Source organism: Nonomuraea sp. NPDC048892 (genome assembly GCF_040649735.1).
GTDB classification, from domain to species: Bacteria; Actinomycetota; Actinomycetes; order Streptosporangiales; family Streptosporangiaceae; genus Nonomuraea; species Nonomuraea maheshkhaliensis.
On sequence record NZ_JBEZFZ010000017.1, the window covers coordinates 66573 to 89451 of the forward strand.

The 22879-nt window shown below is 70.4% G+C and carries 20 protein-coding genes; 12 read left to right on the forward strand and 8 right to left on the reverse strand.

What is annotated here, in order from left to right; all coding sequences use genetic code 11:
• Nucleotides 1-116: 116 nt before the first annotated feature.
• The gene (locus AB0C28_RS39250; RefSeq protein ID WP_346110577.1) at nt 117-305 is read left to right on the forward strand and encodes a hypothetical protein; all 189 of its coding nucleotides are present in this window, start codon (nt 117-119) and stop codon (nt 303-305) included.
• A 137-nt stretch (nt 306-442) separates the two neighbouring features.
• On the opposite strand, the gene AB0C28_RS39255 is transcribed toward AB0C28_RS39250, so the two are convergent.
• Nucleotides 443-1486, reverse strand: coding sequence for an ROK family protein (locus AB0C28_RS39255; protein WP_358080438.1), 1044 nt, complete (start codon nt 1484-1486; stop codon nt 443-445).
• A gap of 557 nt (nt 1487-2043) precedes the next feature.
• Between AB0C28_RS39255 and AB0C28_RS39260 the strand changes: the two genes are divergently transcribed.
• Nucleotides 2044-2892 (forward strand): bifunctional methylenetetrahydrofolate dehydrogenase/methenyltetrahydrofolate cyclohydrolase, encoded by an 849-nt coding sequence (locus tag AB0C28_RS39260; protein WP_346110575.1) that lies wholly within the window; start codon nt 2044-2046, stop codon nt 2890-2892.
• 52 nt (nt 2893-2944) lie between these two features.
• On the opposite strand, the gene AB0C28_RS39265 is transcribed toward AB0C28_RS39260, so the two are convergent.
• A complete protein-coding gene (locus AB0C28_RS39265; protein WP_357847755.1) occupies nt 2945-3718 on the reverse strand; it encodes an IclR family transcriptional regulator C-terminal domain-containing protein in 774 nt (257 codons plus the stop codon).
• Nucleotides 3719-3821: 103 nt separating this feature from the next.
• Here AB0C28_RS39265 and AB0C28_RS39270 point away from each other — a divergent pair, with 103 nt between their 5' ends.
• Entirely contained in the window at nt 3822-5282 is a 1461-nt protein-coding gene (locus tag AB0C28_RS39270) for a benzaldehyde dehydrogenase (RefSeq protein ID WP_357847753.1), read from the forward strand.
• A gap of 30 nt (nt 5283-5312) precedes the next feature.
• On the opposite strand, the gene AB0C28_RS39275 is transcribed toward AB0C28_RS39270, so the two are convergent.
• Entirely contained in the window at nt 5313-6173 is an 861-nt protein-coding gene (locus AB0C28_RS39275) for a MurR/RpiR family transcriptional regulator (protein ID WP_357847751.1), read from the reverse strand.
• A complete protein-coding gene (locus tag AB0C28_RS39280; protein ID WP_357847749.1) occupies nt 6170-7600 on the reverse strand; it encodes a glycoside hydrolase family 3 N-terminal domain-containing protein in 1431 nt (476 codons plus the stop codon). Before AB0C28_RS39280 ends, AB0C28_RS39275 begins: the two co-directional genes overlap by 4 nt.
• A gap of 87 nt (nt 7601-7687) precedes the next feature.
• Here AB0C28_RS39280 and AB0C28_RS39285 point away from each other — a divergent pair, with 87 nt between their 5' ends.
• Nucleotides 7688-9220, forward strand: coding sequence for a family 10 glycosylhydrolase (locus AB0C28_RS39285; protein WP_357847747.1), 1533 nt, complete (start codon nt 7688-7690; stop codon nt 9218-9220).
• A 218-nt stretch (nt 9221-9438) separates the two neighbouring features.
• On the opposite strand, the gene AB0C28_RS39290 is transcribed toward AB0C28_RS39285, so the two are convergent.
• Nucleotides 9439-10086: an FHA domain-containing protein gene (locus tag AB0C28_RS39290; protein WP_106236302.1), complete on the reverse strand. Its 648-nt coding sequence runs from the start codon at nt 10084-10086 to the stop codon at nt 9439-9441.
• A 181-nt stretch (nt 10087-10267) separates the two neighbouring features.
• On the opposite strand from AB0C28_RS39290, the gene AB0C28_RS39295 reads away from it, so the two are divergent.
• The 5 genes from AB0C28_RS39295 (at nt 10268) to AB0C28_RS39315 (ending at nt 15738) form a co-directional block, all read left to right on the forward strand.
• Nucleotides 10268-11389 (forward strand): citrate/2-methylcitrate synthase, encoded by a 1122-nt coding sequence (locus tag AB0C28_RS39295; RefSeq protein ID WP_358080440.1) that lies wholly within the window; start codon nt 10268-10270, stop codon nt 11387-11389.
• Nucleotides 11390-11456: 67 nt separating this feature from the next.
• A complete protein-coding gene (locus tag AB0C28_RS39300; RefSeq protein WP_357847742.1) occupies nt 11457-11759 on the forward strand; it encodes a DUF3017 domain-containing protein in 303 nt (100 codons plus the stop codon).
• A gap of 53 nt (nt 11760-11812) precedes the next feature.
• Entirely contained in the window at nt 11813-13030 is a 1218-nt protein-coding gene (locus AB0C28_RS39305; RefSeq protein WP_357847740.1) for an NADP-dependent isocitrate dehydrogenase, read from the forward strand.
• A 91-nt stretch (nt 13031-13121) separates the two neighbouring features.
• Nucleotides 13122-14585 (forward strand): tetratricopeptide repeat protein, encoded by a 1464-nt coding sequence (locus tag AB0C28_RS39310; protein ID WP_358080442.1) that lies wholly within the window; start codon nt 13122-13124, stop codon nt 14583-14585.
• Between the two features lie 139 nt (nt 14586-14724).
• Nucleotides 14725-15738 carry a polysaccharide deacetylase family protein gene (locus AB0C28_RS39315; RefSeq protein WP_358080444.1) on the forward strand — a complete coding sequence of 338 codons (1014 nt, stop codon included), beginning with the start codon at nt 14725-14727 and terminating at the stop codon, nt 15736-15738.
• A 6-nt stretch (nt 15739-15744) separates the two neighbouring features.
• Here AB0C28_RS39315 and AB0C28_RS39320 read toward each other — a convergent pair whose 3' ends face one another.
• Nucleotides 15745-16875, reverse strand: a complete 1131-nt coding sequence (locus tag AB0C28_RS39320; RefSeq protein WP_357847735.1) for a saccharopine dehydrogenase NADP-binding domain-containing protein — start codon at nt 16873-16875, stop codon at nt 15745-15747.
• A gap of 217 nt (nt 16876-17092) precedes the next feature.
• Between AB0C28_RS39320 and AB0C28_RS39325 the strand changes: the two genes are divergently transcribed.
• A complete protein-coding gene (locus AB0C28_RS39325) occupies nt 17093-19171 on the forward strand; it encodes a transporter substrate-binding domain-containing protein (RefSeq protein ID WP_357847733.1) in 2079 nt (692 codons plus the stop codon).
• 58 nt (nt 19172-19229) lie between these two features.
• Complete coding sequence (locus AB0C28_RS39330) at nt 19230-20228, forward strand: malate dehydrogenase (RefSeq protein ID WP_358080446.1); 999 nt, start codon at nt 19230-19232, stop codon at nt 20226-20228.
• Between the two features lie 103 nt (nt 20229-20331).
• Here the strand turns inward: AB0C28_RS39330 and AB0C28_RS39335 are convergent, their stop codons facing one another.
• Together AB0C28_RS39335 and galE are read right to left on the reverse strand one after the other, a co-directional pair.
• Nucleotides 20332-20484 carry a hypothetical protein gene (locus AB0C28_RS39335; protein ID WP_357847729.1) on the reverse strand — a complete coding sequence of 51 codons (153 nt, stop codon included), beginning with the start codon at nt 20482-20484 and terminating at the stop codon, nt 20332-20334.
• Between the two features lie 38 nt (nt 20485-20522).
• Nucleotides 20523-21470 (reverse strand): UDP-glucose 4-epimerase GalE, encoded by a 948-nt coding sequence (galE, locus tag AB0C28_RS39340; protein WP_357847727.1) that lies wholly within the window; start codon nt 21468-21470, stop codon nt 20523-20525.
• Between the two features lie 86 nt (nt 21471-21556).
• Between galE and AB0C28_RS39345 the strand changes: the two genes are divergently transcribed.
• Nucleotides 21557-22870, forward strand: a complete 1314-nt coding sequence (locus tag AB0C28_RS39345) for a hemolysin family protein (protein WP_357847725.1) — start codon at nt 21557-21559, stop codon at nt 22868-22870.
• Nucleotides 22871-22879: the final 9 nt, after the last annotated feature.

The window sequence follows — 22879 nt, forward strand, 5'->3', positions numbered from 1 at the left end:
ACTGCGATAAGGGCGACATGTGCCGATCATGTCGCCCTTATCCCATTTTGCCGCAAGCACTCATCGCATCCGGTTACTCTGAACCTCTCCCCGTTGCCGTCACTCGGAGTACCCCTATGGCGCTCGACGCGATCCTGCAGGCATTCGTCACCCTGAACGGCCTGTCCACCAGCCCCTTCGTGCTCGTGGCACTCGCCTTCGTCGGTGCTTACCTCGGCAGCCGCGCCGTGGAGCTCATTCCTTACACCCGCCGCATCATCGAGCGCCGCGAGGCCCAGGCCGCCGCCGCCGAACGCGACGCCTGACCCTTTCCGAGTCCAGCGCACGCCCGCAGGTGCAGGCCCATGCCCTCAGGTCCTGGCGTGCGCCCTCAGGTCGGGCCCGGTTCCTGCGGGCGGGTTGCCGGAATGGGTGCCGCGTCTCGTGGGCCGGATGGACGCGGTCAGCTCGTGGGTGGTGGGTGCCAGGCCAGGTGAGCCGCGCCGGCCAGGCTGGCGCGTACGCCCAAAGTGCTCTGCCTGACCTGGACCGCCTTGACGAAGGGCAGGCCGGCGACGTCGTCGAGAGCCTGCTCCAGCGGTTCGAAGAGCACCTTGCCCGCGGCCGAGACGCCGCCGCCGATGACCACCGCGTTGATCTCGACGGCGGCCGCGGTGGAGGCGATCATGCCGGCCAGTGCCCGGGCGCCGCGTTCGAAGGCGGCCACCGCGATGGGGTCGCCCGCCGCGGCGTCCTGCGCGAGCGCCCGCGCGTCCGCCTTCGCGGGGATGCCGTGGGGAGCCTGGGCGGTGGCGCCGGAGTCGGCGCCAGTGATGCCCGGGCCGGTGCCGCTGGGGCCCGAAGCGGTGCCGGGGCCGGCACCGGCAGTGCTGGAGGCGGTGCCGTTGGAGCCCGAAGCGCTGCCGGGGGTCCAGCCGTTTTCCAGGGCCCAGCGGGTCATGTTGGGGCCGCTGGAGTAGCGCTCGACGCAGCCGCGGCCGCCGCATTCGCAGCGCTCGCCGTACGGGTCGATGCTCATGTGGCCGACATGTCCGGCGTTTCCGGTGGGGCCCAGCAGCGGGACGCCGTCGATCACCAGGCCGCCGCCGATGCCGGTCGACACGACGACGCCCAGCAGCGAGGCGCAGTCGCGGCCGGCGCCCAGCCAGTGTTCCCCGAGGGCGAAGCACTGCGCGTCGCCCGCCAGCACGGTGGGCAGGCCGGTCAGCTCGCGTACCTCACGACGCAGCGGGAACCCGCGCCAGCTCGGCATGTTGACCGGGCTGACGGTGCCGGCGGCGAGGTCGACCGGGCCCGCGCAGCCGATGCCGGCGGCCAGAGGCGGGGGACCGTCGTCCATCACCTCCTTGATGAGGGCGGTCAGAGCGGACATCACGTCGGAACGCGGCGTCGGCCGGGTGTCGGAACGCAGGATGGAGCCTGCCTCGTCCACCAGTGCGGCGGCGAGCTTGGTCCCTCCGATGTCGATGGCGAGTACGCAGGTCATCGGTTTCCGCGCTGGTCGTCGGGCCGGCGGGAATCGCCAGGGTGCTCCAGGCCGGGCACGGGTCTCGATTTCCCGGCGCGCGGATCATCCAGCCGGTGAGCCGGGATCACGCATCGTGTGGCACGCGGGAAGTCCATCTGGTCCGGGCCTTGCGGGAAGCCGGGCCGTTGCGTGGCTCGCGGGAAGGCCGTCCGTCGTGTGGCGCGCGGGCCGGACATCCGTCGTGTGGCGCGCGGGCCGGACGTCCGTCGCGCTCTCGGCCGGAGATGGTGGGCGGGGCCGCTCGGTTCGCGGGGGTGGGCGACGGGCTCCGTGTCGAGGTGTGGGATGGCGCTCTCCCGGGTCGTGAGGGTGGGGGCAGGTGGTTGCTGGGGCATGCGTAACTTTAGGCCCTTCCAAGATCAATGACAACGATGTCAGCATAGGGCTGTGGATAACTCGGGGTGGACTGCCTGGCCTCTGTGGATAACTGGGCGATGGTGGGTGTTGTGCGGCTTCCGTACGGCACGATGCCCCGCCGGTGCGGAGGAGCGGGAGCGGCATGGAAGGATTGCGGCATGAGCGCAGTGAAACTCGATGGCAAGGCCACCGCCGCCAAGATCAAGGAAGACCTCAAGAGGCGGGTCGCCGCGCTCAAGGAACGCGGCATCACCCCGGGCCTGGGCACCGTGCTCGTGGGCGACGACCCCGGCAGCCAGATCTACGTGGCCGGCAAGCACCGTGACTGCGCCGAGGTGGGCATCGCCTCCCTTCGCGTCGACCTGCCCGCCACCGCCGCCCAGGCCGATGTCGAGGCGGCCATCGACGAGCTCAACGCCTCGCCCGCGTGCACCGGCTACATCGTGCAGCTGCCACTGCCCAAGCACCTCGACACGATGGCCCTGCTGGAGCGCATCGACCCGGCGAAGGACGCCGACGGCCTGCACCCGGTCAACCTGGGCCGGCTCGTCCACATGGTCGACGCCCCGCTGCCCTGCACCCCGCACGGCATCGTGCTGCTCCTCCAGGAATACGGCGTGCCGATCAAGGGCGCGGAGGTGGTCGTGGTGGGCCGGGGCATCACCGTGGGGCGTTCGCTGGGGCTGCTGCTGACCCGCCGCAGCGAAAACGCCACCGTGACCCTCTGCCACACCGGCACCCAAGACCTGGCCGCTCACGTGCGCCGCGCCGACATCGTGGTCGCGGCGGCCGGCGTGCCCGAGCTCATCAAGCGCGACATGATCAAGCCGGGGGCGGCGGTGCTCGACGTCGGGGTCTCCCGCGTGGACGGCAAGATCGCCGGTGACGTGGCGCTCGACGTCGAGGAGGTGGCCGGCCACCTCACGCCCAACCCGGGCGGCGTCGGGCCGATGACCCGCGCCCTGCTCCTGTCCAACGTGGTCGAGGCCGCAGAAAACCGCCTCTGACACCCGGGCTGCCATGGCGTTCCGGCGAGCGGGCGCGGCTCAGGGGAGCCGGTCATGAGCGGGTGGCGGAGGTGAGGGAGGACAGGTCGGTCTCGATCTTGGTGGCTGTGGCCAGCAGGGGCGGTAACAGGTCGCGCCGGGCCGCCTGCAAGCTCGTCCGCGTGGCGTGCGTCGACACGTTCACCGCGGCCACCGTCCGCCCCGCTCGATCGCGAATGGGCGCCGCGATCGAGCGCAGCCCCTCCTCCAGCTCCTGGTCCACCATCGCCCACCCGCGCCCCCGCACCTCGTCCAGCTCGGTCCGCAGCGCCGCGGGCAGGACGATGGTGTGGGAGGTGAGACGCCGCAGCTCGGCCCGCCCCAGGTAGGTGTCCAGCGCCTCCGGCGGCAGCGCGGCCAGCAGCACCCGGCCCATCGAGGTGCAGTACGCGGGAAACCGGGTGCCGATGCTGATCGTGACCCGCATGATCCGGGCCGTGGCCACCCGCGCCACGTACACCACGTCCTCCCCGTCGAGCACCGCCACCGAGGCGGATTCGCCCACCTCGGCGGCCAGCCGTTCGAGGTGCGGGTCGGCCACCTCGGGCAGCGACAGGCTGGACAGGTAGGCGTAGCCCAGCTCCAGCACCCGCGGCGTGAGCGCGAACAGCCGCCCGTCGCTGCGCACGTACCCGAGATCGGTGAGCGTGAGCAGGAACCTTCTGGCCGCGGCCCTGCTGAGCCCGGTCGCGCGGGCGACCTGGCTGAGCGTCAGCTCAGGCTCCGCGGCGCTGAACGCCCGGATCACCGCGAGGCCGCGCGCCAGCGACTGCACGTGATCGACCATGCTGATCCCCCTTGACAGGAGCCGGCAGGAGCGTAGGTTCCGCGATACGGGGCTGTTCGGTCAGAGAATACATGTGCGCATCGCGAACAAGTAGGAGCTCATCATGACGTTCCTGGACCCCAAGGTCTGGACGGGCTCGATCTTCGACGGAAGCTGGACGGTCTCGCGCGCCGGTGACGCGCCCGTGGTCGAGCCCGCGACGGGCGAAGAACTCGGCCGCGCGGGAACGGCGGGCGCCGAGGACGTGGCCGCCGCCGCCCTGCGCGCCAGGCAGGAGCAGCGGGCGTGGGCCGCGACGCCGTACGAGGAGCGGGCCGCGCTGCTGCGGCGCGCCGGGCGGCTGTTCGAGGAGCACGCGCAGGAGATCCAGGACTGGATCGTGCGCGAGTCCGGCGGCGTGCCGGGCAAGGCGGGCTTCGAGACGCACGTGGCTGCGCAGGAGTGCTACGAGGCGGCGGCGCTGGCCTCGCAGCCGCTCGGCGAGGTGCTGCCCACCTCACGCAAGCGGCTCAGCTTCGCGCGCCGGGTGCCGGTCGGCGTCGTGGGGGTGATCGCCCCGTTCAACTTCCCGCTGATCCTCGGCATCAGGTCGGTCGCCCCGGCCCTGGCGCTCGGGAACGCGGTCGTCTTCAAGCCGGACCAGCGCACCGCCGTCTGCGGCGGGTACGCCATCGCCCGCGTCTTCGAGGAGGCCGGACTGCCTCCTGGCCTGCTGCACGTGCTGCCCGGCGGCGCCGAGGCCGGGCAGGCCGTGGTGGCCGACCCGAACATCCCGGTGATCTCGTTCACCGGCTCCACGGCGGCGGGCCGCAAGGTCGGCGAGGCGGGAGCGCGCCTGCTCAAGCGGGTGCACCTGGAGCTGGGCGGCAACTCCGCTCTGGTGATCTTCGACGACGCCGACCTCGGCCTGGCGGCGTCGGCGGGCGCGTGGGCGACGTTCTTCCACCAGGGCCAGATCTGCATGACCTCGGGACGGCACCTCGTGCACGAGGCCGTGGCGGAGGAGTACGTGGAACGTCTGGCCGCCAAGGCCGACGGCCTGCCCGTCGGCGACCCGGCCACGGGACAGGTCGCGCTCGGCCCGCTCATCGACGCCCACCAGCGCGACCGGGTGCACCGGCTGGTCACCGAGAGCGTGGCGGCCGGGGCCCGGCTGGCCACGGGAGGGACGTTCGAGGGGCTGTTCTACCGGCCCACGGTGCTGGCCGAGGTGCCGGTCGCGGCGCCCGCGTACGCGGAGGAGGTGTTCGGGCCGGTGGCGCCGGTGACCACGTTCTCCACCCTGGAGGAGGCGGCGGCCCTGGCGGCCGACTCGGAGTACGGCCTGTCGCTCGGCATCCTGACCAGGGACGTGATGAAGGGCATGGCCCTGGCGGACCTGGTGCCGACGGGCATCGTGCACATCAACGACCAGACGGTGGACGACGAGGCGGTGGCTCCCTTCGGCGGGGTGGGGGCGTCGGGGACGGGGAGCAGGTTCGGCGGGACGGGGGCCAACGTGGACGCCTTCACCGAGACGCAGTGGGTCACGATGCAGGGCGACATCGCGGCCTACCCGTTCTGATCAGCACGATCCGCCAGGGGTCACCGGTTGTCACCGGTTGCGGTAGCGGTCGGTGGCCTCCCTGGTCGCGCGGATGGCGGCGTCGGCCGTCTCGTAGCGCCGCTGCGCCAGCCCCACGAAGATGCAGTCCACGATCAGCAGCTGGCTGATCCGGCTGGCCAGCGCCCCGGGCCTGAAGGCGGTCTCCCGCCCCGCGGACACCAGCGTGTGATCGGCCAGCTCGGCCAGCGTGGAGCGCGGGTTGTTGGTGATCCCCACGATCAGCGCGCCCGCCTCGGCCGCGGTCCTGGCCGGCACCAGCACGTCGGGGGTCTCGCCGCTGCAGCTGATCGCCACCGCCACGTCGCCGTCGTGCAGCAGCGCCGCGCTGGTCAGCGCCAGGTGGGCGTCGCTGAACGGATGGCTGGACAGGCCGATGCGCAGCAGCTTCTGCGACATGTCGGTGGCCACCAGCCCCGAGGCCGCCACGCCGTACACGTCCACCCGCCGCGCCTCGGAGATCGCCTTCACCACCTCCCCGAGCCGGTCGGGGTCGAGCTGGGCGGCGGTGTCGGCCAGCGCCTCCGACTCCGCCCGCGCGACCTTGGCGATCACGTCCGTGAGCGGGTCGTCGGGCGCGAGGTCGCCGGGCACCAGCCGTTCCGGCTCCTTGGCCACGGCGGCGGCCAGCGCGAAGCGCATCTGCGAGTACCCGGCGAAGCCGAGCGCCCGCGCCGTGCGCACGATGGTCGCCTCGCTCGTTCCCGACACCGCGCTGAACTCGGTGATCGTGCTGCGCACGACCAGCCCGGGATCGTCGAGGATGAGGCGGGCGATCGACTGCGCGGCCGGGGTCAGCGAGGGCAGCACGGCGCGTACGGCCGCGACGGGGTTCGCGGGCTCGGTGCTCAACGCAGCAGCCATTCCGCGGCGGCCTGCGCCGAGACCCGGGAGATGCCGTGCGTGGCGACGTGGGTCGCGCCCTCGGGGGCGGCGGCGATGCCGGTGTCCACCACGATCGCGCCGGGCCGCAGCGCGAGGGCCTTGGCCACGGTGTCGCGCACCCAGGCGTGCCGGGCCGCGTCGTGCGCCACCAGCACCACCGGCCGCTCGTCGAACGCGGGCAGCTCGCCCTCCTGCTCCATCTGCACTCGTTCGGTGCCGGGCAGCAGGGACGTCAGCGCGGCGGTGATGCCGGTCGGCGTGGCGGGGTCCACGGCCTTGCTGAAGCGGGTGTTGATCTCGACGACCAGGGGGCCGCGGTCGAGCGTGGCGCTGCCCTGGGTGGTCAGCGCCGCGCGGGCGGCACGCAGGCCCACACCCTCGTCGACGTCGTCGTGGACCTCCTGGCGCAGCGCGGACTGGGCGGCGTACCAGCCGGCCAGGGCGCGGACCCGCTCGGCCGCCTGGGCCAGCCGCTCCTCGGGGAGCGTGCCGTTCCTTACCGCCGTGACGATCGCGTCGCGGATCTCGTGCAGGCTGTCCTCGGTCGACAGTCCCACGCAGATGGCGTCCACGCCCGCGCCGAGCGCCCGCACCGCGATCTCGCCGGGGCCGAACATGGCGGCCACCGCCCGCATCTCGATCGCGTCGGTGACGAGCATCCCGTCGAAGCCGAGCTCGCCCCTCAGGAGCTCGGTCATGGCGGTACGGCTCAGCGTCGCCGGCAGCGACGGATCGAGCGCGGGGATGAGCAGGTGGCCGGACATGATCGAACGCACCCCGGCGTCGATCGCGGCCCGGAACGGCGGCAGGTCGCGCTCGGCGAGCACCTCGCGCGAGGCGTGCACGGTCGGCAGAGCCAGATGGGAGTCGGTGATCGTGTCGCCGTGGCCGGGGAAGTGCTTGGCGCACGCGGCCACGCCCGCGCCCTGGACGCCGTTGACGTAGGCGACCGTGTGCCGGGCGACCAGCTCCGGCGTCGGCCCGAACGAGCGCACGCCGATCACGGGGTTGGCCGGGTTGGCGTTCACGTCGGCGGAGGGCGCGTAGTTGAGGGTGATGTCGAGATCTGCGAGCATCCTGCCGATCTGGCGGCCCACCCGCTCGGTCAGCTTCACGTCGTCCACCACGCCGAGGGCCCGGTTTCCGGGGAAGGAGCTGCCGGCCATGACCTCAAGCCGGGTGACCGCGCCGCCCTCCTCGTCTATGGAGACGACGGTGTCGGGGTTCTCGGCGCGGAAATCCCTGATCAGCCGGTCGTCGATGGCGTTGCGGGCGAACAGCACCACGCCGCCCAGACCCTCGCCCAGCGCCCGGCGGAGCCAGTCGGGGGCGGAGGTTCCCTCGTACCCCGGATGCAGCACCGTCATCGCCAGTCTGTACAGGTCACCGCTCATCGGCATTTTCCTTCACAGTTGTTGATCTGAAGGTAATTTTCTGTCATCGTCGCCTTCGATACAACCACTTCCGAGAGGCCACCCCCCATGCCCAGCAGAAGAACTCTCCTGAAGGGTCTCGCCCTCGCCGCCGCCGCCTCGGCCGTTCCGCTGCCCGCCTTCGCGGAAGCGGGCTACGTTCCGCCGTTACGGCAGATGCGCGGCATGTGGATCGCGTCCGTGGTCAACATCAACTGGCCGTCGAAGCCCGGCCTCAGCGCCGACGAGCAGAAGGCCGAATATCTCGCCTGGCTGGACGTGGCCGTACAGCGCAAGCTCAACTCGGTGTTCGTGCAGATCAGGCCGACCGCCGACGCGTTCTGGCCGTCACCGTACGAGCCGTGGTCGCAGTATCTGACCGGCACCCAGGGGCAGGACCCCGGCTACGACCCGCTCGCCTTCGCCGTGGCCGAGACGCACAAGCGCGGCCTGGCCTTCCACGCCTGGTTCAACCCGTACCGCGTGTCGATGCAGGCCGACCCGGCCAAGCTGCACCCCGACCACCCCGGCCGCAAGAATCCCGACTGGATCCTGCCGTTCGGCGGCAAGCTCTACTACAACCCGGGCATGCCCGAGGTGCGCAAGTTCTGCCAGGACGCGATGCTCGACGCGGTCACCCGCTACGACATCGACGGCCTGCACTTCGACGACTACTTCTACCCGACCAGCACCACCGACTTCGACGACGCCGAGGAGTTCGCCAAGTACGGCGCCGGCTTCCCCGATCTGGCCGCCTGGCGGCGCAACAACGTCGATCTCATGGTCCAGGAGATGCAGCAGCGCGTGCGCGCGGCCAAGCCCGAGATCGCCTGGGGCATCAGCCCGTCGGGCATCTGGCGGAACAAGGCCACCGACCCGCTCGGCTCCGAGACCAACGGCGGGCAGTCCTACGACAACCTGCACGCCGACACCCGCGGCTGGGTCAAGAAGGGCTGGCTGGACTACATCGCGCCGCAGCTCTACTGGTACATCGGGCAGCCGCCGGCCGACTACTCCAAGCTGGTGCCGTGGTGGTCGGACGTGGCGAGCGGCACGAAGACGCTGCTGTGGATCGGGCAGGCGGCGTACAAGGCGGGCGATCCCGCCCAGGCGGCCGAGTGGCAGGCGCCGGACGAGCTGTCCAGGCACCTGACGCTCAACCGCGCGCACCCCGAGATCGGCGGCGACATCTGGTACAACGCCAACGACGTCAAGGTCGACCGGCTCGCCTCCATCTCCACCGCGGTCGGCGACCACTACCAGCGGCCCGCGCTCGCGCCCGTCCTGCCCAGGCTGGCCAGGGGAGAGGCGCCCAGGCGGCCGGTGCTGGCCTACGCGCTGCGCCGCCACGGCGGCGGGGTCGAGATTCGGGCGGTGGCGACGGGCAGGGACGAGCCGTTCCTGTACGCCGTCTTCCGCTTCGACCGGCCCGCGGGCAGCAGGGCGTTCGACGACGCCCGCGACCTGGTCGCCGTCGTGCCCGGTGACCGGCAGTTGCGCTGGACCGACCCCGAGGGCAGGCGCGGCCACCACTACTACGTGGTCGCGGTGGACCGGGCCAACAGGACCAGCAAGCCGAGCAACGGCTTCAGGGTCATCTGACCGATCGGTTCGCGTGCACCCCTACCCGATCCGCGAACCGGTCTGAGGGAACGCTACGCCCGCTCGCGTCGCCGGTCAGGTGCCGACCGGCGACGAGCCCGGCGGGCGTCCTCCAGGGACGCTCGCCGGCGCTCGTGAACGTGCCCGCGGGCACGGTGGACGCTCAGGTTCCGATGCTGCCGGAACCCCTCGCCGAAGCCCCGGTCGCGATCCGGTCCCTAAGAAGCCCTGCGCCCGGCGGCCGACGGCTGCTCGGTCGAAGCTCCCGACGACCTCTGCGGCGGAACCACGGGGGTCGGACGCACCAGACCGAGCGCGACGACCTCATTGGCCAGTCGAGTGCGCCGGTTGGTGCCTTCGGGAATCCTGAACTTCTGGTAGAGCCGCAGCAGATGCTGTTTCACCGCGGCTTCGGTCACGACCAGGTCGTCGGCGATCTCACGTGCCGTCGCCGGAGCGACGAACGCCTCGTCGGACAGCGCCGGCCGGCAGAGCGAGGTCAGCACGTCGACCTCACGCCTGGTCAGCTCGGGCGCGGCCGCTCTGCGCAGCTCGACCTCAGGGGTGAAGTCCTCTCGGGGGACTCCACCGATGCGACCCCGGGCCGCGCCGAAGGAGACGACGTCGCCGTCGTCAAGGACCCTCCGGGCGATCGGCCTGCCATTCACCCGCGTGCCGTTCCTGGACAGCCCCAGGTCCACGACATACAGGTAGGGTCCTCGTCTGACGAACTCGGCATGGAGTCGAGACACGCTGGGATCGGTGAGCCGGATGTCGACACCGCGGCCCCTCCCCACAGTCGTGATCTCGGGGCGCAACGGGACCACCTCGCCAGTGTCCTCGATGCGTATGAACGGCCCCTCCACGGCAGTTCCTCCCCAGGTAGCCCGCCGTAACTATTACTACAGCTCCGGCTTACCCAAACGAGGGGATGCGGAATCTCCTTTGCCGAAAGGAGAATCCCACGTGAAATTGGTCTGGACCTCTGCAGTCGGTTTTGCCTGCTCACGGGTAGACTTCGGGCGGAGATAAGCGGAGGAAACACTCATGGCGGACAAGCCCACGAAAGGTCTGGCCGATGTCGTAGCGGCGTCCACCGCGCTGAGCGACATCGACGGAAAGGCCGGCCGGCTCTTCTACCGTGGATACGACATCCACGACCTGGCCGGCCGCGCGACGTTCGAGGAGACCGCACACCTGCTCCAGCGTGGCAAGCTGCCCACCCGAGCCGAGCTCGACGCGTACGGCGCGGAGCTGGCGAGCGGCCGGGAGCTGGGCGCCCTGGTGTCCGCGAACATCGCCGAAATCGCCGAGAAACAGAAACCCATGGAGGCGTTGCGCTCGCTGGTCTCCCTGTCGGCCGCCGACGATCCCGACAAGGACGACATCTCCCCTGAGGCGAACCTGCGCAAGGCCGCACGCCTGGTGGCCCAGCAACCCCTGCTCGTCGCCCGCTACCACGCCGCCCGTACGGGAACGGAGGCCCCCGAGGCCGACCCGTCGCTGAGCATCGCCGCGAACTTCCTGCTCCAGGTCACCGGCCGCACCCCGGGCCCGCGCGAGGTCGAGATCTTCGACGAGTGCCTGGTCCTGCACGCCGACCACACGATGAACGCCTCCACGTTCGCCGCCCGCGTCTGCGCCGCGACCCTGTCGGACATGCACTCCGCCATTGTTGCCGCCATCGGCACCCTCAAGGGCCCGCTGCACGGCGGGGCGAACGAGCAGGTCATGAAGACGCTGGAGTCGCTGTCGCCCGGAGGCGTGGCCCAGGCCGTACGCGACAAGCTCGCCGCCGGCGAGAAGATCATGGGCTTCGGGCACCGCGTCTACAGGACCGAGGACCCCCGCGCCACGCACCTGCGCCGGATGTCGGCCGAACTGGCCGAGTCGACCGGGGACGACACCTACTACCGGATGTCGAAGGAGATGGAGGAGGTCGTCCTGGAGACGAAGGGCCTCTATCCGAACGTCGACTTCTTCGCCGCCTCGGTCTATCACTACCTCGGCATACCGACCGACCTGTTCACTCCGGTATTCTCCATCAGCCGCATGTCGGGGTGGACGGCTCATGTCATCGAGCAGCACGCCGACAATCGGTTGATCCGCCCTGACAGCGAGTACATCGGTGAGACGGACCAGAAGTGGAAGCCGATAGAAGAGCGATGAGCAGCGGGCAGGACAGCGCGGGAACGCCGACGCCGCCCCGCCGCGAGCATGACCCTGAGCAGGTGTGTTGAGCCAGAACGGGACCGAACGCGAAAGCTGGGGGCCGTACCCGCTGATCCTGGCGGGTGCGGCTGTCGGCGTGCTGGTGATCTTCGTCGCGAATCCGCGCTGGGGCGGGTTCGCGCTGGGCGCCGTCATCATGGTCGCCGCCGCGCTGCGCTTCGCCGGCTACGGCGGGCAGCTCGCGCTGCGGAGCAGGAAGGTCGACGTCATCACGCTGTCCGTCTTTGGATTCGTGCTGGTGCTGACCTCACTCCTGCTTTACAACAACGAGCTCAAGGCGCTCATCCAGTCCCTTTTCGCCCCGTGACCGGACGGTCCGATAGCCTCAACGCATCCATTCATTGAAGGGGAACCATTCGCATGCCCAAGATCAAGGTGGAGAATCCCGTCGTCGAGCTTGACGGCGACGAGATGACCCGGATCATCTGGCAGTTCATCAAGGACCAGCTGATCCTTCCCTACCTCGACGTTGACCTGAAGTACTACGACCTCGGTATCGAACACCGGGACGCGACGGACGACCAGGTCACCATCGACGCCGCGAACGCCATCAAGAAGTACGGCGTCGGTGTGAAGTGCGCCACCATCACCCCGGACGAGGCGCGCGTCGAGGAGTTCGGCCTCAAGAAGATGTGGCGATCCCCCAACGGGACCATCCGCAACATCCTCGGCGGCGTCATCTTCCGCGAGCCGATCATCATGTCGAACGTGCCGCGGCTCGTCCCCGGCTGGACCAAGCCGATCGTCGTCGGCCGTCACGCCTTCGGCGACCAGTACCGCGCCACCGACCTGAAGATCCCCGGTGAGGGCACGCTGACCCTGACGTACACGCCGAAGGACGGCTCCGAGCCGATCGAGCTCGACGTGTACGACTTCCCCGGCTCCGGCGTCGCGATGGCGATGTACAACCTGGACGAGTCGATCCGCGACTTCGCCCGCGCCTCCATGCGCTACGGCCTCAACCGCGGCTACCCGGTCTACCTCTCCACGAAGAACACGATCCTGAAGGCGTACGACGGCCGCTTCAAGGACATCTTCGCCGAGGTCTTCGAGTCCGAGTTCAAGGACGAGTTCGACAAGGCCGGCCTCACCTACGAGCACCGCCTCATCGACGACATGGTCGCGGCGGCGCTGAAGTGGGAGGGCGGTTACGTCTGGGCCGCCAAGAACTACGACGGCGACGTGCAGTCCGACACGGTCGCGCAGGGCTTCGGCTCGCTCGGCCTGATGACCTCGGTCCTGATGACCCCCGACGGCCAGACCGTCGAGGCCGAGGCCGCCCACGGCACCGTGACCCGCCACTACCGCCAGCACCAGCAGGGCAAGCCCACCTCCACCAACCCGATCGCCTCGATCTTCGCATGGACGCGTGGCCTGGCCCACCGCGGCAAGCTCGACAACACCCCCGCGGTGACCGAGTTCGCCGACAAGCTGGAGCAGGTCTGCGTCGAGACCGTCGAGAGCGGTCAGATGACCAAGGACCTGGCGCTCCTGGTCGGCGGCGACGCCAAGTGGCTCACCACCCAGGACTTCCTGGCGGCCCTGGACGAGAACCTCAAGAAGAAGATGTCCGCCTGAATGCCGAAAACGGCCTCCACCTGCAGTTGTGCTGCACGGTAGGGGCCGTTTCGCATTTTTCTGCCGCTGCTGATCTATATGCTCCTGCGCCATGTCAACATCATCTTCGTCGCTCGACATGGCCTTCGCCCTGGTGCGGGAGGGCCGGTTGGTCGACGCCGAGCAGGTCATGGTGCGCGAACTCCAGGACGTCACGCGCACGTACGGCGCCGGCAGCCCCGAGTGGGCGTCGGTGCAGTGTGATCTCGGTAACGTCCTGCTCAACTCGGACCAGCCGGCCAGAGCGGTCGATTGTTACCGGGCCGCCTGTTCCGGTCCGATGCCTGATGATCCGGAAGCGCACAAGGACCGCCTGACGTACCGGATGAACCTCGGCATGGTGCTCGGCAGGTTGGGGCGCCTCGACGAGGCGGAGACGGAACTGCGCGCCAACGCGCAGGAGCGGCTCGCCTTCTACGGCCGCGAGCACCCGGGTTACGCGTTCGGTCTTGAGCCGCTGGCGGATGTGCAGCTCAGGCGCGGCGACCTGCGCGCGGCCCGCGAGAGCGTGGAGGAGGCGATCCAGAACTTCTGGCGCGGCGGTCACGAGCGGCTCGCCACCGCGCTGGCGCTGCGGGCCACGATCGTGACGACCGCCGGCGGCGACGAGCCCGCCTTCGTCACGCTGGAGCAGCTGCCGGACGAGGTCGTCGAGAACGTGGCGCTGGCCGTGCTCAACCGGACCGGCGAGCATCCGGAGACCGACGGCGCCGTGCTGTCCCTGCTGGCCGAGGCCATGGAAGCCCGCCTGGGCCCGGACCACCAGGCGACGCTCAACGCGCTCTCCCAACTGGCCAACCACGGCCGGGACGACCACGGCGTGGACCGCGTCGCGGCGATCAGGAAGGTGCTCGCCTCCTACCACCGGCAGGGCATGCGTGAGGAGGCGCTCATGGCCGAGCTCGGCCTGGCGATGGCGCAGAGCGATGCCGGTGACCTCGACGGCGCGCTCCGCACGTATGCCGAGGCTCTGGTCCGGGCGCAGAGCCTGGGCCGGGCCGATCTGGTCTCCCAGGTGTTACGGAACTGGGAGCTGGCGCTGTCTGAGGCGGAGCTGCCGGACGAGGCGGAGCGGTGCCTGCGCGAGGCGCTGTCCGCCGCGCAGGACAGCGGCGACCCGGAGACGCTGGGGCGCGTACGCATCGCGCTCGGCCTGTTCCTCCAGCACCAGGAGCGGCTGGAGGAGGCCCGTCCGATCGTGGAGGCCGGGCTGAGCACGCTCGACGTGGCGCATCCCGACGCGCTCGTGGGGCGCGGCCATCTGGGGGCCATCATGGAGGGCCGCTCGTGTGGCTGCGGCGACATGCCCGAGGTGATCGCCGCGGCGTTCAGGGAGTTCGTCCTCGGCAGGCTGCCGCGGGATCTGCTCGCCGACCTCGAGGTGGACCTCAAGGACGGCGACTTCGCGGTCAACGTGCACCTGCGCAGGGAGCCGGCCGAGGACGAGCTGGAGGAGCTCGACCGGGTGATGCAGGCCGCCACCGCCGAGTTCCGCCGGCGCGTCGCCGAGAGGTGACGTGACGCCGGGGAAGGGCGCCCCGGGCCTTTTCCCATGTCTTGACGGTACGGCAGGCGTGCCGTAGTTGATCAGTTGGGTATGAGGCACCTCACAACAGTCGTGCGCGTCTCGGGGGGTTCGGATGCGACTGCGTATTTTGAGTGGGCTAGGGGTGCTCGCGGCCGCCGCAATCCTGACAGGGTGCGACTCGGAGCCGGAGACCGCCAAGCTGCCCGACACCAAGGCACAGGCCGCGGCCAAGCTCAAGGCCGGCAAGGCAGCCAAGGTGAAGGCCGCCGCGGCGGTCAGGGCGAACGAGCTGGGGCAGATCCCGGTGCTGATGTGGCACCGCATCGTGCCGAAGCCGCAGACCACGGACGACCGGTCGCCGGCGCAGTTCAGGGCGGATCTGGAGCGGCTGGTCAGAGAGGACTACGTGCCGATCACCGCCGCCGAGCTGGCGGCCGGGAAGATCGACATCCCGGCGGGCAAGCACCCCGTGGTGCTGACGTTCGACGACTCCTCGCCCTCCCAGCTCACCCTGAACGAGATGGGCGAGCCGCAGAAGGACACCGCGGTCGCGATCCTGCGGGAGGTGGCCGCCAAGCATCCGGGCTGGAAGCCGAAGGCGACGTTCTACGTGACGCGCGACATGTTCGGCAAGACCGTGCGTGAGGAGCAGGCCCAGGCGCTGCTCTGGCTCAAGGACAACGGCTTCGACATCGGCAACCACACGCGCGACCACCTCAACCTGCGCGGACGCTCGAAGCAGGAGGTCGAGGAGCAGATCGGGACGATCGGCAAGACGATCAGCTCGCTGGCCTACCTGAACCCGACCACGATCGCGCTGCCCTACGGCAACCAGCCGAGCAAGAAGGAATGGGCGCTGAAGGGCAAGCAGTACCACCACCAGGGCGCGTTCCTGGCCGGGTACACGCCGGCGCCGGCGCCGTTCAGCAAGTCGTACGACGCGGCGGGCATCCCGCGGATCAAGGCCATGGAGAAGAAGGGCGACTGCGCCCAGTTCTGCTCGGAGGCCTGGCTCGACTGGCTCAAGAAGAACCCGGACATGCGCTACACCTCCGACGGTGACGTGAGCACGGTGGCCTATCCGAAGTACAAGGCGCCGTACCTGCGCAAGTCGTTCACCACCTGGAGCCTGCCCTACTGACCGGGATCAGGATCTGGTGGTGAACGTCACGCCCGCGCGGTGCAGGCGCTCGATGAGGGGCCGGCCCATGGCGGAGGCCGTCGTGAGCTGGCCCGCCCGCGCGGGCACGTCGTCGAAGGCGAGGCAGAGGGCCGACTCGGCGAACATCTTGGCCGTCTCGTCGTAGCCGGGGTCGCCGCCCGCCACCTGCGTGATCACGCGTTCGCCGCCGCCCTCGCCCAGGAACGTGACCTTGAACCAGCTCCTGGCCCGCCGCTCGGCCGAAGGGCCCTCGCCGGGCTTCAGGCGGGCCTGGACGCGGTCGCGTACCGGCGGGACCTGGGCGAGCGCGGCGAACGCGCTCGCGCCCGCCACCGTGGCCACGGCGGCGGGCAGGGTCCTGACCGCGTAGTGCTGCCGGTAGGTGAAGTCGGGGCCGTAGCGGTCGAGCAGCCGGGCGGAGTAGCCGACGATGAGCGGATCGATGGTCGGCATCGGCAGCGCCCAGCCGCCGACGTAGCGCAGGCCGCCCGGCAGGGCGCTCACCCGGCGGCCCGGTGGCCTGGGCTCGGCGGCGCGGCGCAGGGCGCCCGCCCGCGCGGCCTGACCGGCCCGGCCGAGCACGGACAGGGCGCTGGCCAGCGTGCCGCCCGACGGCCGCCCGTTGCCGCGCAGGAAGCCGCTGACCTTGAGCGGGACGCCCTCGGGGAGCAGGCCGACGGTGTGCAGGACACCGAGGTCGTACGGGATCGAGTCGAAGCCGCAGGCGTGCACGAGCTTCGCGCCGCTCATGACCGCCCGCTCGTGGTGGCGCACGTACATGCGGTCCACGAACTCCGATTCGCCCGTGAGGTCCAGATAGTGCGTGCCGGCGTCGGCACAGGCGGCGACGAGCGGCTCGCCGTGCACGACGTACGGGCCGACCGTGCTCGCCACGACGCGCGTCCGCCGGGCGAGCTCCGCCAGCGAGGCCGGGTCGGTGGCGTCGGCGCGCAGGATGGGCGCGTCGATCCCGAGCCGCTCCAGCTTGGCCGGGTCACGCCCGGCCAGCGCCCACCGGGCGCCCGGCGGGGCGGCCCGCGCGAGGTAGCGGGCGGTCAGCTCGCCGGTGAATCCGCTCGCGCCGAAGAGCACGATGTCGTACGGGCGCTCGTCCATGATCCCGAGGCTGGTCGAGAAGCGGGCCGGACGCAAGGGCTCGCTTACCCATGCTTGCGGAATCGCGGGAAAAGTTCCCTTCGTTCCTGCGAAAATGACGAAGCCGTGCGCGAAAGAGTCGAAGCCGTGACGTCACGAAGCATTAACGGATCCCTGTGAAGTTGCTGAGCGTCGTAAAGTTTGCGTCGATGGGGTTCAGTACACGTGGGGATGACGAATGCCGCAGATCTCGCCGCTGGTCGCCGGCGATCCCACCGAGCTGGGGTCCTTCCGGCTGTCCGGGCGGATCGGGGAGGGCGGCCAGGGCATCGTCTACCTGGGCGTCGACGACAAGGGCGAGCGGGCCGCGATCAAGCTGCTGCACGTCAAGTTCAGCGGTGACACCATCGCCAGGTCGAGGTTCGCCAGGGAGCTGAAGGCGGCGCAGCGGGTGGCGTCGTTCTGCACGGCCCGGGTGATGGAGGCCGATCTCGACGGCGACACGCCGTACATCGCCAGCGAGTACATCGACGGCCGGCCCCTGCGCGAGATCATCGAGGAGGACGGCCCGCTCACCGGCACCGTGCTCGACCGGCTGGCCATCGGCACCGCCACCGCGCTCACGGCGATCCACCACGCCTCGATCGTCCACCGCGACTTCAAGCCCGACAACGTGCTGATCGCCGCCGACGGGCCGCGCGTGGTCGACTTCGGCATCGCCCGGATCATCGACTCCACCGGCACGATCACCAGCCGCGCGATCGGCACCCCCGCTTACATGGCGCCCGAGCAGATCGCCGGCGACGACATCGGGCCCTACACCGACGTGTTCTCCTGGGGCGCCACCATCGCCTTCGCGGCGACCGGGGAGGTGGCCTTCGAGGGCAAGTCCATCGCGATGGTGCTCAACCGGATCCTCAACCACGAGGTCGACGTCGGCATGATGCACGAGCCGCTGCAGAGCGTGGTGCGCTCGGCGCTGGCGAAGTCGCCGGCTGAACGCCCCTCCGCCGACCAGATCCTGCTGCGGCTGCTCGGCCAGGCGTCCACCGTCGGGGCCTCCACGGCGGTGCTGACCCGGGGCGTGCAGGTGGCCAGCGACGACACCACGCCGTTCACCAGGGTGTCGGCCGGCTCGATCACGGAGCAGCCGGGCCGCCAGGGCACCGTGGCGCCGCCGTCCCAGACCGGTGCGGGTGCGGCGCCGTCGTCCACGAGCGGCGGACCCGTGCCGCACGCCCAGGCCCGTGGCGGGCTGTCCCAGCTGACCACGCACGGCTCACCGGCGCAGCAGCAGGAGCACCGCACGACCGGGCAGACGGGATCGGCTCCGCTCACCGGACCCTCGGGGCAGGTGGGCGCGCCGTACGCCGGCCCCGCGCCGCAGGACGGAGGCGGGCCGCCGTACCCGATGGCCGAGCCCGCCGGGCCCGAGCGCAGCCGGCGGGCGCGGGTGTGGCTGGGTGTGCTCACCGCGCTCGCGCTGCTGGCCGCCGCCGCGATCGCGCTGGTCATGAACGGCTGGAGCCCTCTGGCCTTCACCGGCGACACGACCCCGGAGCGCACGTCCAACACGGGCTCCGGCTCCGGCCTGTCCTCGGTCGTGGACAAGGTGGCCCAGACCGGGAAGATCGTCATCGGCGTCAAGGGCGACCTGCCGGGCGTCGGGCTGCAGAACGGCGACGCTTTCCAGGGCTTCGACGTCGAGATCGCCAAACGCCTGGCGACGGGGTTGGGGGCCAGGCAGACGACGTTCGTCAGGGTCGGACGCGACGACCGCGCGTCGTCGCTGGCCGACGGCGGGACCGACCTCATCGTCGCCACCTACTCGATCGACAAGAGCGACACCCAGTTCGCCGGCCCCTACTACCTCGCCCACCAGGACCTCCTCGTGCACGCGGGCGCCGGGATCGACGAGCTCGGCGATCTGAAGGGCAAGCGCATCTGCGCGCCCAACAGCCCGTCGGTCGGCGCCGTCCAGGACCGGGTGAAGGTCGTGCCGGTGGTGGCCAGCGACTACGCCGCCTGCATGGACCTGCTCAGGAGCGGGAAGGTCGACGCGGTGCCCGGTGACGACCTGATCCTGGCCGGCTTCGCGGCCAGGGAGAACCTGCGGTACAAGATCCTCGGCGCGAAGCTGACCAACGAGCGCTACGCCGTCGGGATCAGGGACGGCGACGTGAAGACCTGCAAGGCGGTGAAGGCGGTGATCGCCGACCTCTACGCCAAGGGCGTGGTCGGGCAGCTCCTGACCAGCCATTTCGGAAAGGTCGAGTTCAAAGCGGAGCTGAAAGTGCCCGCGATGGAAACCTGCTGATGACGAGCGGGTAACATCCCCAACGTCAATGAATCACGCTGCGAGTTAGGGGAAGGCCATGGCGTCGTCAGCCACTGCGCCCGTCAAGGTACCGGTCAAGGTGACAGTCACCGGAGCTGCCGGCCAGATCGGCTACGCACTGCTTTTCCGCATCGCGTCGGGGCAGCTGCTCGGCGCCGACGTGCCGGTCAAGCTCAGCCTGCTGGAGATCCCCGCGGCGGTGAAGGCGGCCGAGGGCACCGCGATGGAGCTGGACGACTGCGCGTTCCCGCTGCTGTCCGGGATCGAGATCACCGACGACCCGAACGTCGCGTTCAACGGCGCGAACGTCGCCCTGCTGGTCGGCGCCATGCCGCGTAAGGCCGGCATGGAGCGCGGCGACCTGCTCGGCGCCAACGGCGGCATCTTCGGCCCGCAGGGCAAGGCGATCAACGAGCACGCCGCCGACGACATCAAGGTCCTGGTCGTGGGCAACCCGGCCAACACCAACGCGCTCATCGCCCAGAAGAACGCGCCCGACGTGCCGGCCGACCGCTTCACCGCGATGACCAGGCTCGACCACAACCGCGCGCTGTCGCAGCTGGCGGCCAAGCTCCAGGTGCCGGTCACCGAGATCAAGAAGATGACGATCTGGGGCAACCACTCCGCCACCCAATACCCCGACCTGTTCCACGCCGAGGTGGGCGGCAAGGTCGCGGCCGAGCAGGTCGAGTCCGAGTGGCTGAGCGGCACGTTCATCCCGACGGTGGCCAAGCGCGGCGCCGCCATCATCGAGGCCCGCGGCGCCTCGTCGGCCGCCTCGGCCGCCAACGCCGCGATCGACCACGTCTACGACTGGGTCAACGGCACCGAGTGGACCTCCGCCGCCGTGGTCTCCGACGGCTCCTACGGCGTGCCGGAGGGCCTCATCTCGTCCTTCCCCGTCAGGGCGGCGGGCGGCAAGTTCGGGATCATCCAGGGCCTCGACATCGACGCCTTCTCCCGCGAGCGCATCGACGCCAGCGTGCGCGAGCTGGAGGAGGAGCGTCAGGCGGTCAAGGAGCTGGGCCTTATTTGAGCGGTCCCCACGTTCCATCGAGCGCGCGCGTCCCGTCGGCGGGGGCGCGCGCGTTCTGCTGTACCTGCTGTACGGCGGGTCGGCCCGGCAGTGCGGGCGCCGTTCATCCGGGGCTCGCCTCGTCGCAGGGCCACGGCAGGATCGCCGCGGCGGACTGGGGGGTGGCGAAGATCACGCCGGCCGCGGCCAGGAGGCTGGCGGCCACGATGAGCCCGCCGAAGATCAGCTTCGTGACCCTTGGTGAAAAGCTCCTCACATTTCGATATCACAGCACACATTGCCCCGCCGTATGGCTCATTTCCCGGAAAGCGCTCCCCAGGCGTCGGAGACGATGTCGCGCAGCGACGCCCGTTCGGGCTTCCAGCCCAGCTCACGCTGGATCCGCGCGGACGAGGCGACCAGGACGGCCGGATCGCCGGCGCGCCGCTCGCCCACGACGGCCGGGATCTCGTGCCCGGTGACCTCGCGGCAGACCGAGATCACCTCCTGCACGGAGAAGCCGGTGCCGTTGCCCAGGTTGTAGATCCGGTGCTCGCCGGGCGTGATCGCCCCGAGCGCCAGCAGGTGGGCCCTGGCCAGGTCGGACACGTGGACGTAGTCGCGCACGCAGGTGCCGTCGGGCGTCGGGTAGTCGGTGCCGAACACGCTCACCGATTCGCGCTCGCCGGTCGCGACCTTGAGCACGTTGGGGATGAGGTGGGTCTCGACGGCGTGCCGCTCGCGGAAGCGGTCGTAGGCGCCCGCCACGTTGAAGTAGCGCAGGCTCACCGCGCCCAGCCCGCGCAGCCCCGCGTAGGCGCTCAGGGCCGTGTCCACGGCCAGTTTCGAGGCGCCGTAGGGGTTGGTCGGGCGCGTCGGGTCGTCCTCCTCGATCGGGGAGCGCTCGGGCTCGCCGTACGTGGCCGCCGTCGAGGAGAACACGATCGAGCCCACGCCCGCGTCGCGCATGGCGTCGAGCAGCGCCAGCGTGCCGCCCAGGTTGTTGGCCCAGTAGAGCCCCGGCTTCTGCACCGACTCGCCGACCAGCGACTTGGCCGCGAAGTGCAGCACCGCGTCCACGCCGGCGAGCGCGGGCCCGGCCTCGTGGATGCCGGCCCGGACGAACCTGGCGCCCTCCGGGACCGCGTCCTCGTGCCCGGTCGACAGGTCGTCGAGCACGGTCACCTCGTGTCCCGCCTCGACGAGCTGCGCGGCGACGACACTGCCGACATATCCGGCACCACCGGTGACCAGCAGCCTCATGTTCACTCCTGTTCAAATATGTTTGATTTTGTACGGCTTGCCGTTCAGCATACGCGGGAAACCCGGCGAGTACGCTGCCAACCACCATGTTTGACACCGTCGCGGCCAACATCGCCCTGGTCCTGCTCTTCATCCTGATCGGGGGCTTCTTCGCCGCCGCAGAAATCGCCATGGTCTCCCTGCGTGACAGCCAGGTCCGCAAGCTCTCGCAGCGCGGGCGCAGGGGCGAGCGCGTGGCCAAGCTCGCCCGCGATCCCAACCGGTTCCTGTCGGCCGTGCAGATCGGCGTGACCGTGGCCACCATGCTGTCGGCCGCGTTCGGCGCCGACCGGCTGGCCGCGCAGCTCGTCCCCGTGCTGACGGGCTGGCGCGTGCCCGAGGCCGTGGCGCCCGTCCTGGCGCTGGTGCTGGTGACGCTGGCCATCTCGTACGCGTCGCTGGTCCTCGGCGAGCTGGCGCCCAAGCGGCTGGCCCTGCAACGGGCGGAGGGCCTGTCCCTGTACGTGGCGCCCTTCCTCGACCGGATCGCCTCACTGTCGCGCCCGATCATCTGGATGTTGTCGAAGTCCACCGACGGCGTGGTCAAGCTGCTCGGCGGCAATCCGAACGCCGACCGCGAGGAGGTCACCACCGAGGAACTGCGTGACATGGTGGTCGGGCACACCGACCTGACCGCCGACGAGCGCAAGCTCATCGGTGAGGTGTTCGCCGCCGGCAAGCGGCAACTGCGCGAGGTGATGCTGCCGCGCACGGAGGTCGAGTTCATGGAGGCCGACACGCCGCTGAACGAGGCCGCCCGGCTGGCCGCCACGCTCCCGCACTCACGCTTTCCCGTCTATCGCGGCTCCTACGACGAGGTGGTCGGCTTTGTCCACGTACGCGACCTGCTCGACCCGGAGCTGATCGGGCGGATCGAGCCGATCAGCGCGGTCGTGCCGATCAGGACGGCCAAGTTCGTGCCCGCCTCCAAGCGCCTGCTCTCCACGCTCAACGAGATGCGCGACGAGGGCCAGCACCTGGCCATCGTGGTGGACGAGTACGGCGGCACGGCCGGCATCGTCACCATGGAGGACCTGGTCGAGGAGTTGATCGGCGACATCAGGGACGAGTACGACATCGAGGAGGACGTCGTCGTCCTGCCCGCCGGCGAGATCGAGATCGACGGCCTGACGAACCTCAACGACTTCGCCACCGAGACCGGCATCCGGCTCCCGGACGGCCCCTACGAGACGCTGGCCGGCTTCGTCATGGCCATGCTGGGCCACCTTCCGGAGGAGGGGGAACGGGTCGAGCTGGCCGGGTTCGAACTGACCGTCACCGAGCTGGACGGCCGCCGAATCGCCCGGGTACGGGTGAAACGCCGACCGGTGACCGAGTCGCCGCCCGACCAGGATTCCTGACACAATTGC

Bases quoted from the DNA above. Each gene is read 5' to 3' on its own strand.
- AB0C28_RS39280 (WP_357847749.1), bottom strand. From the start codon at position 7,600: ATGAGCGGTGACCTGTACAGACTGGCGATGACGGTGCTGCATCCGGGG.
- AB0C28_RS39285 (WP_357847747.1), top strand. From the start codon at position 7,688: ATGCCCAGCAGAAGAACTCTCCTGAAGGGTCTCGCCCTCGCCGCCGCC.
- AB0C28_RS39255 (WP_358080438.1), bottom strand. From the start codon at position 1,486: ATGACCTGCGTACTCGCCATCGACATCGGAGGGACCAAGCTCGCCGCC.
- galE (WP_357847727.1), bottom strand. From the start codon at position 21,470: ATGAGGCTGCTGGTCACCGGTGGTGCCGGATATGTCGGCAGTGTCGTC.
- AB0C28_RS39325 (WP_357847733.1), top strand. From the start codon at position 17,093: ATGCCGCAGATCTCGCCGCTGGTCGCCGGCGATCCCACCGAGCTGGGG.
- AB0C28_RS39305 (WP_357847740.1), top strand. From the start codon at position 11,813: ATGCCCAAGATCAAGGTGGAGAATCCCGTCGTCGAGCTTGACGGCGAC.
- AB0C28_RS39260 (WP_346110575.1), top strand. From the start codon at position 2,044: ATGAGCGCAGTGAAACTCGATGGCAAGGCCACCGCCGCCAAGATCAAG.
- AB0C28_RS39310 (WP_358080442.1), top strand. From the start codon at position 13,122: ATGTCAACATCATCTTCGTCGCTCGACATGGCCTTCGCCCTGGTGCGG.
- AB0C28_RS39330 (WP_358080446.1), top strand. From the start codon at position 19,230: ATGGCGTCGTCAGCCACTGCGCCCGTCAAGGTACCGGTCAAGGTGACA.
- AB0C28_RS39295 (WP_358080440.1), top strand. From the start codon at position 10,268: ATGGCGGACAAGCCCACGAAAGGTCTGGCCGATGTCGTAGCGGCGTCC.
- AB0C28_RS39270 (WP_357847753.1), top strand. From the start codon at position 3,822: ATGACGTTCCTGGACCCCAAGGTCTGGACGGGCTCGATCTTCGACGGA.
- AB0C28_RS39250 (WP_346110577.1), top strand. From the start codon at position 117: ATGGCGCTCGACGCGATCCTGCAGGCATTCGTCACCCTGAACGGCCTG.
- AB0C28_RS39265 (WP_357847755.1), bottom strand. From the start codon at position 3,718: ATGGTCGATCACGTGCAGTCGCTGGCGCGCGGCCTCGCGGTGATCCGG.
- AB0C28_RS39345 (WP_357847725.1), top strand. From the start codon at position 21,557: ATGTTTGACACCGTCGCGGCCAACATCGCCCTGGTCCTGCTCTTCATC.
- AB0C28_RS39320 (WP_357847735.1), bottom strand. From the start codon at position 16,875: ATGGACGAGCGCCCGTACGACATCGTGCTCTTCGGCGCGAGCGGATTC.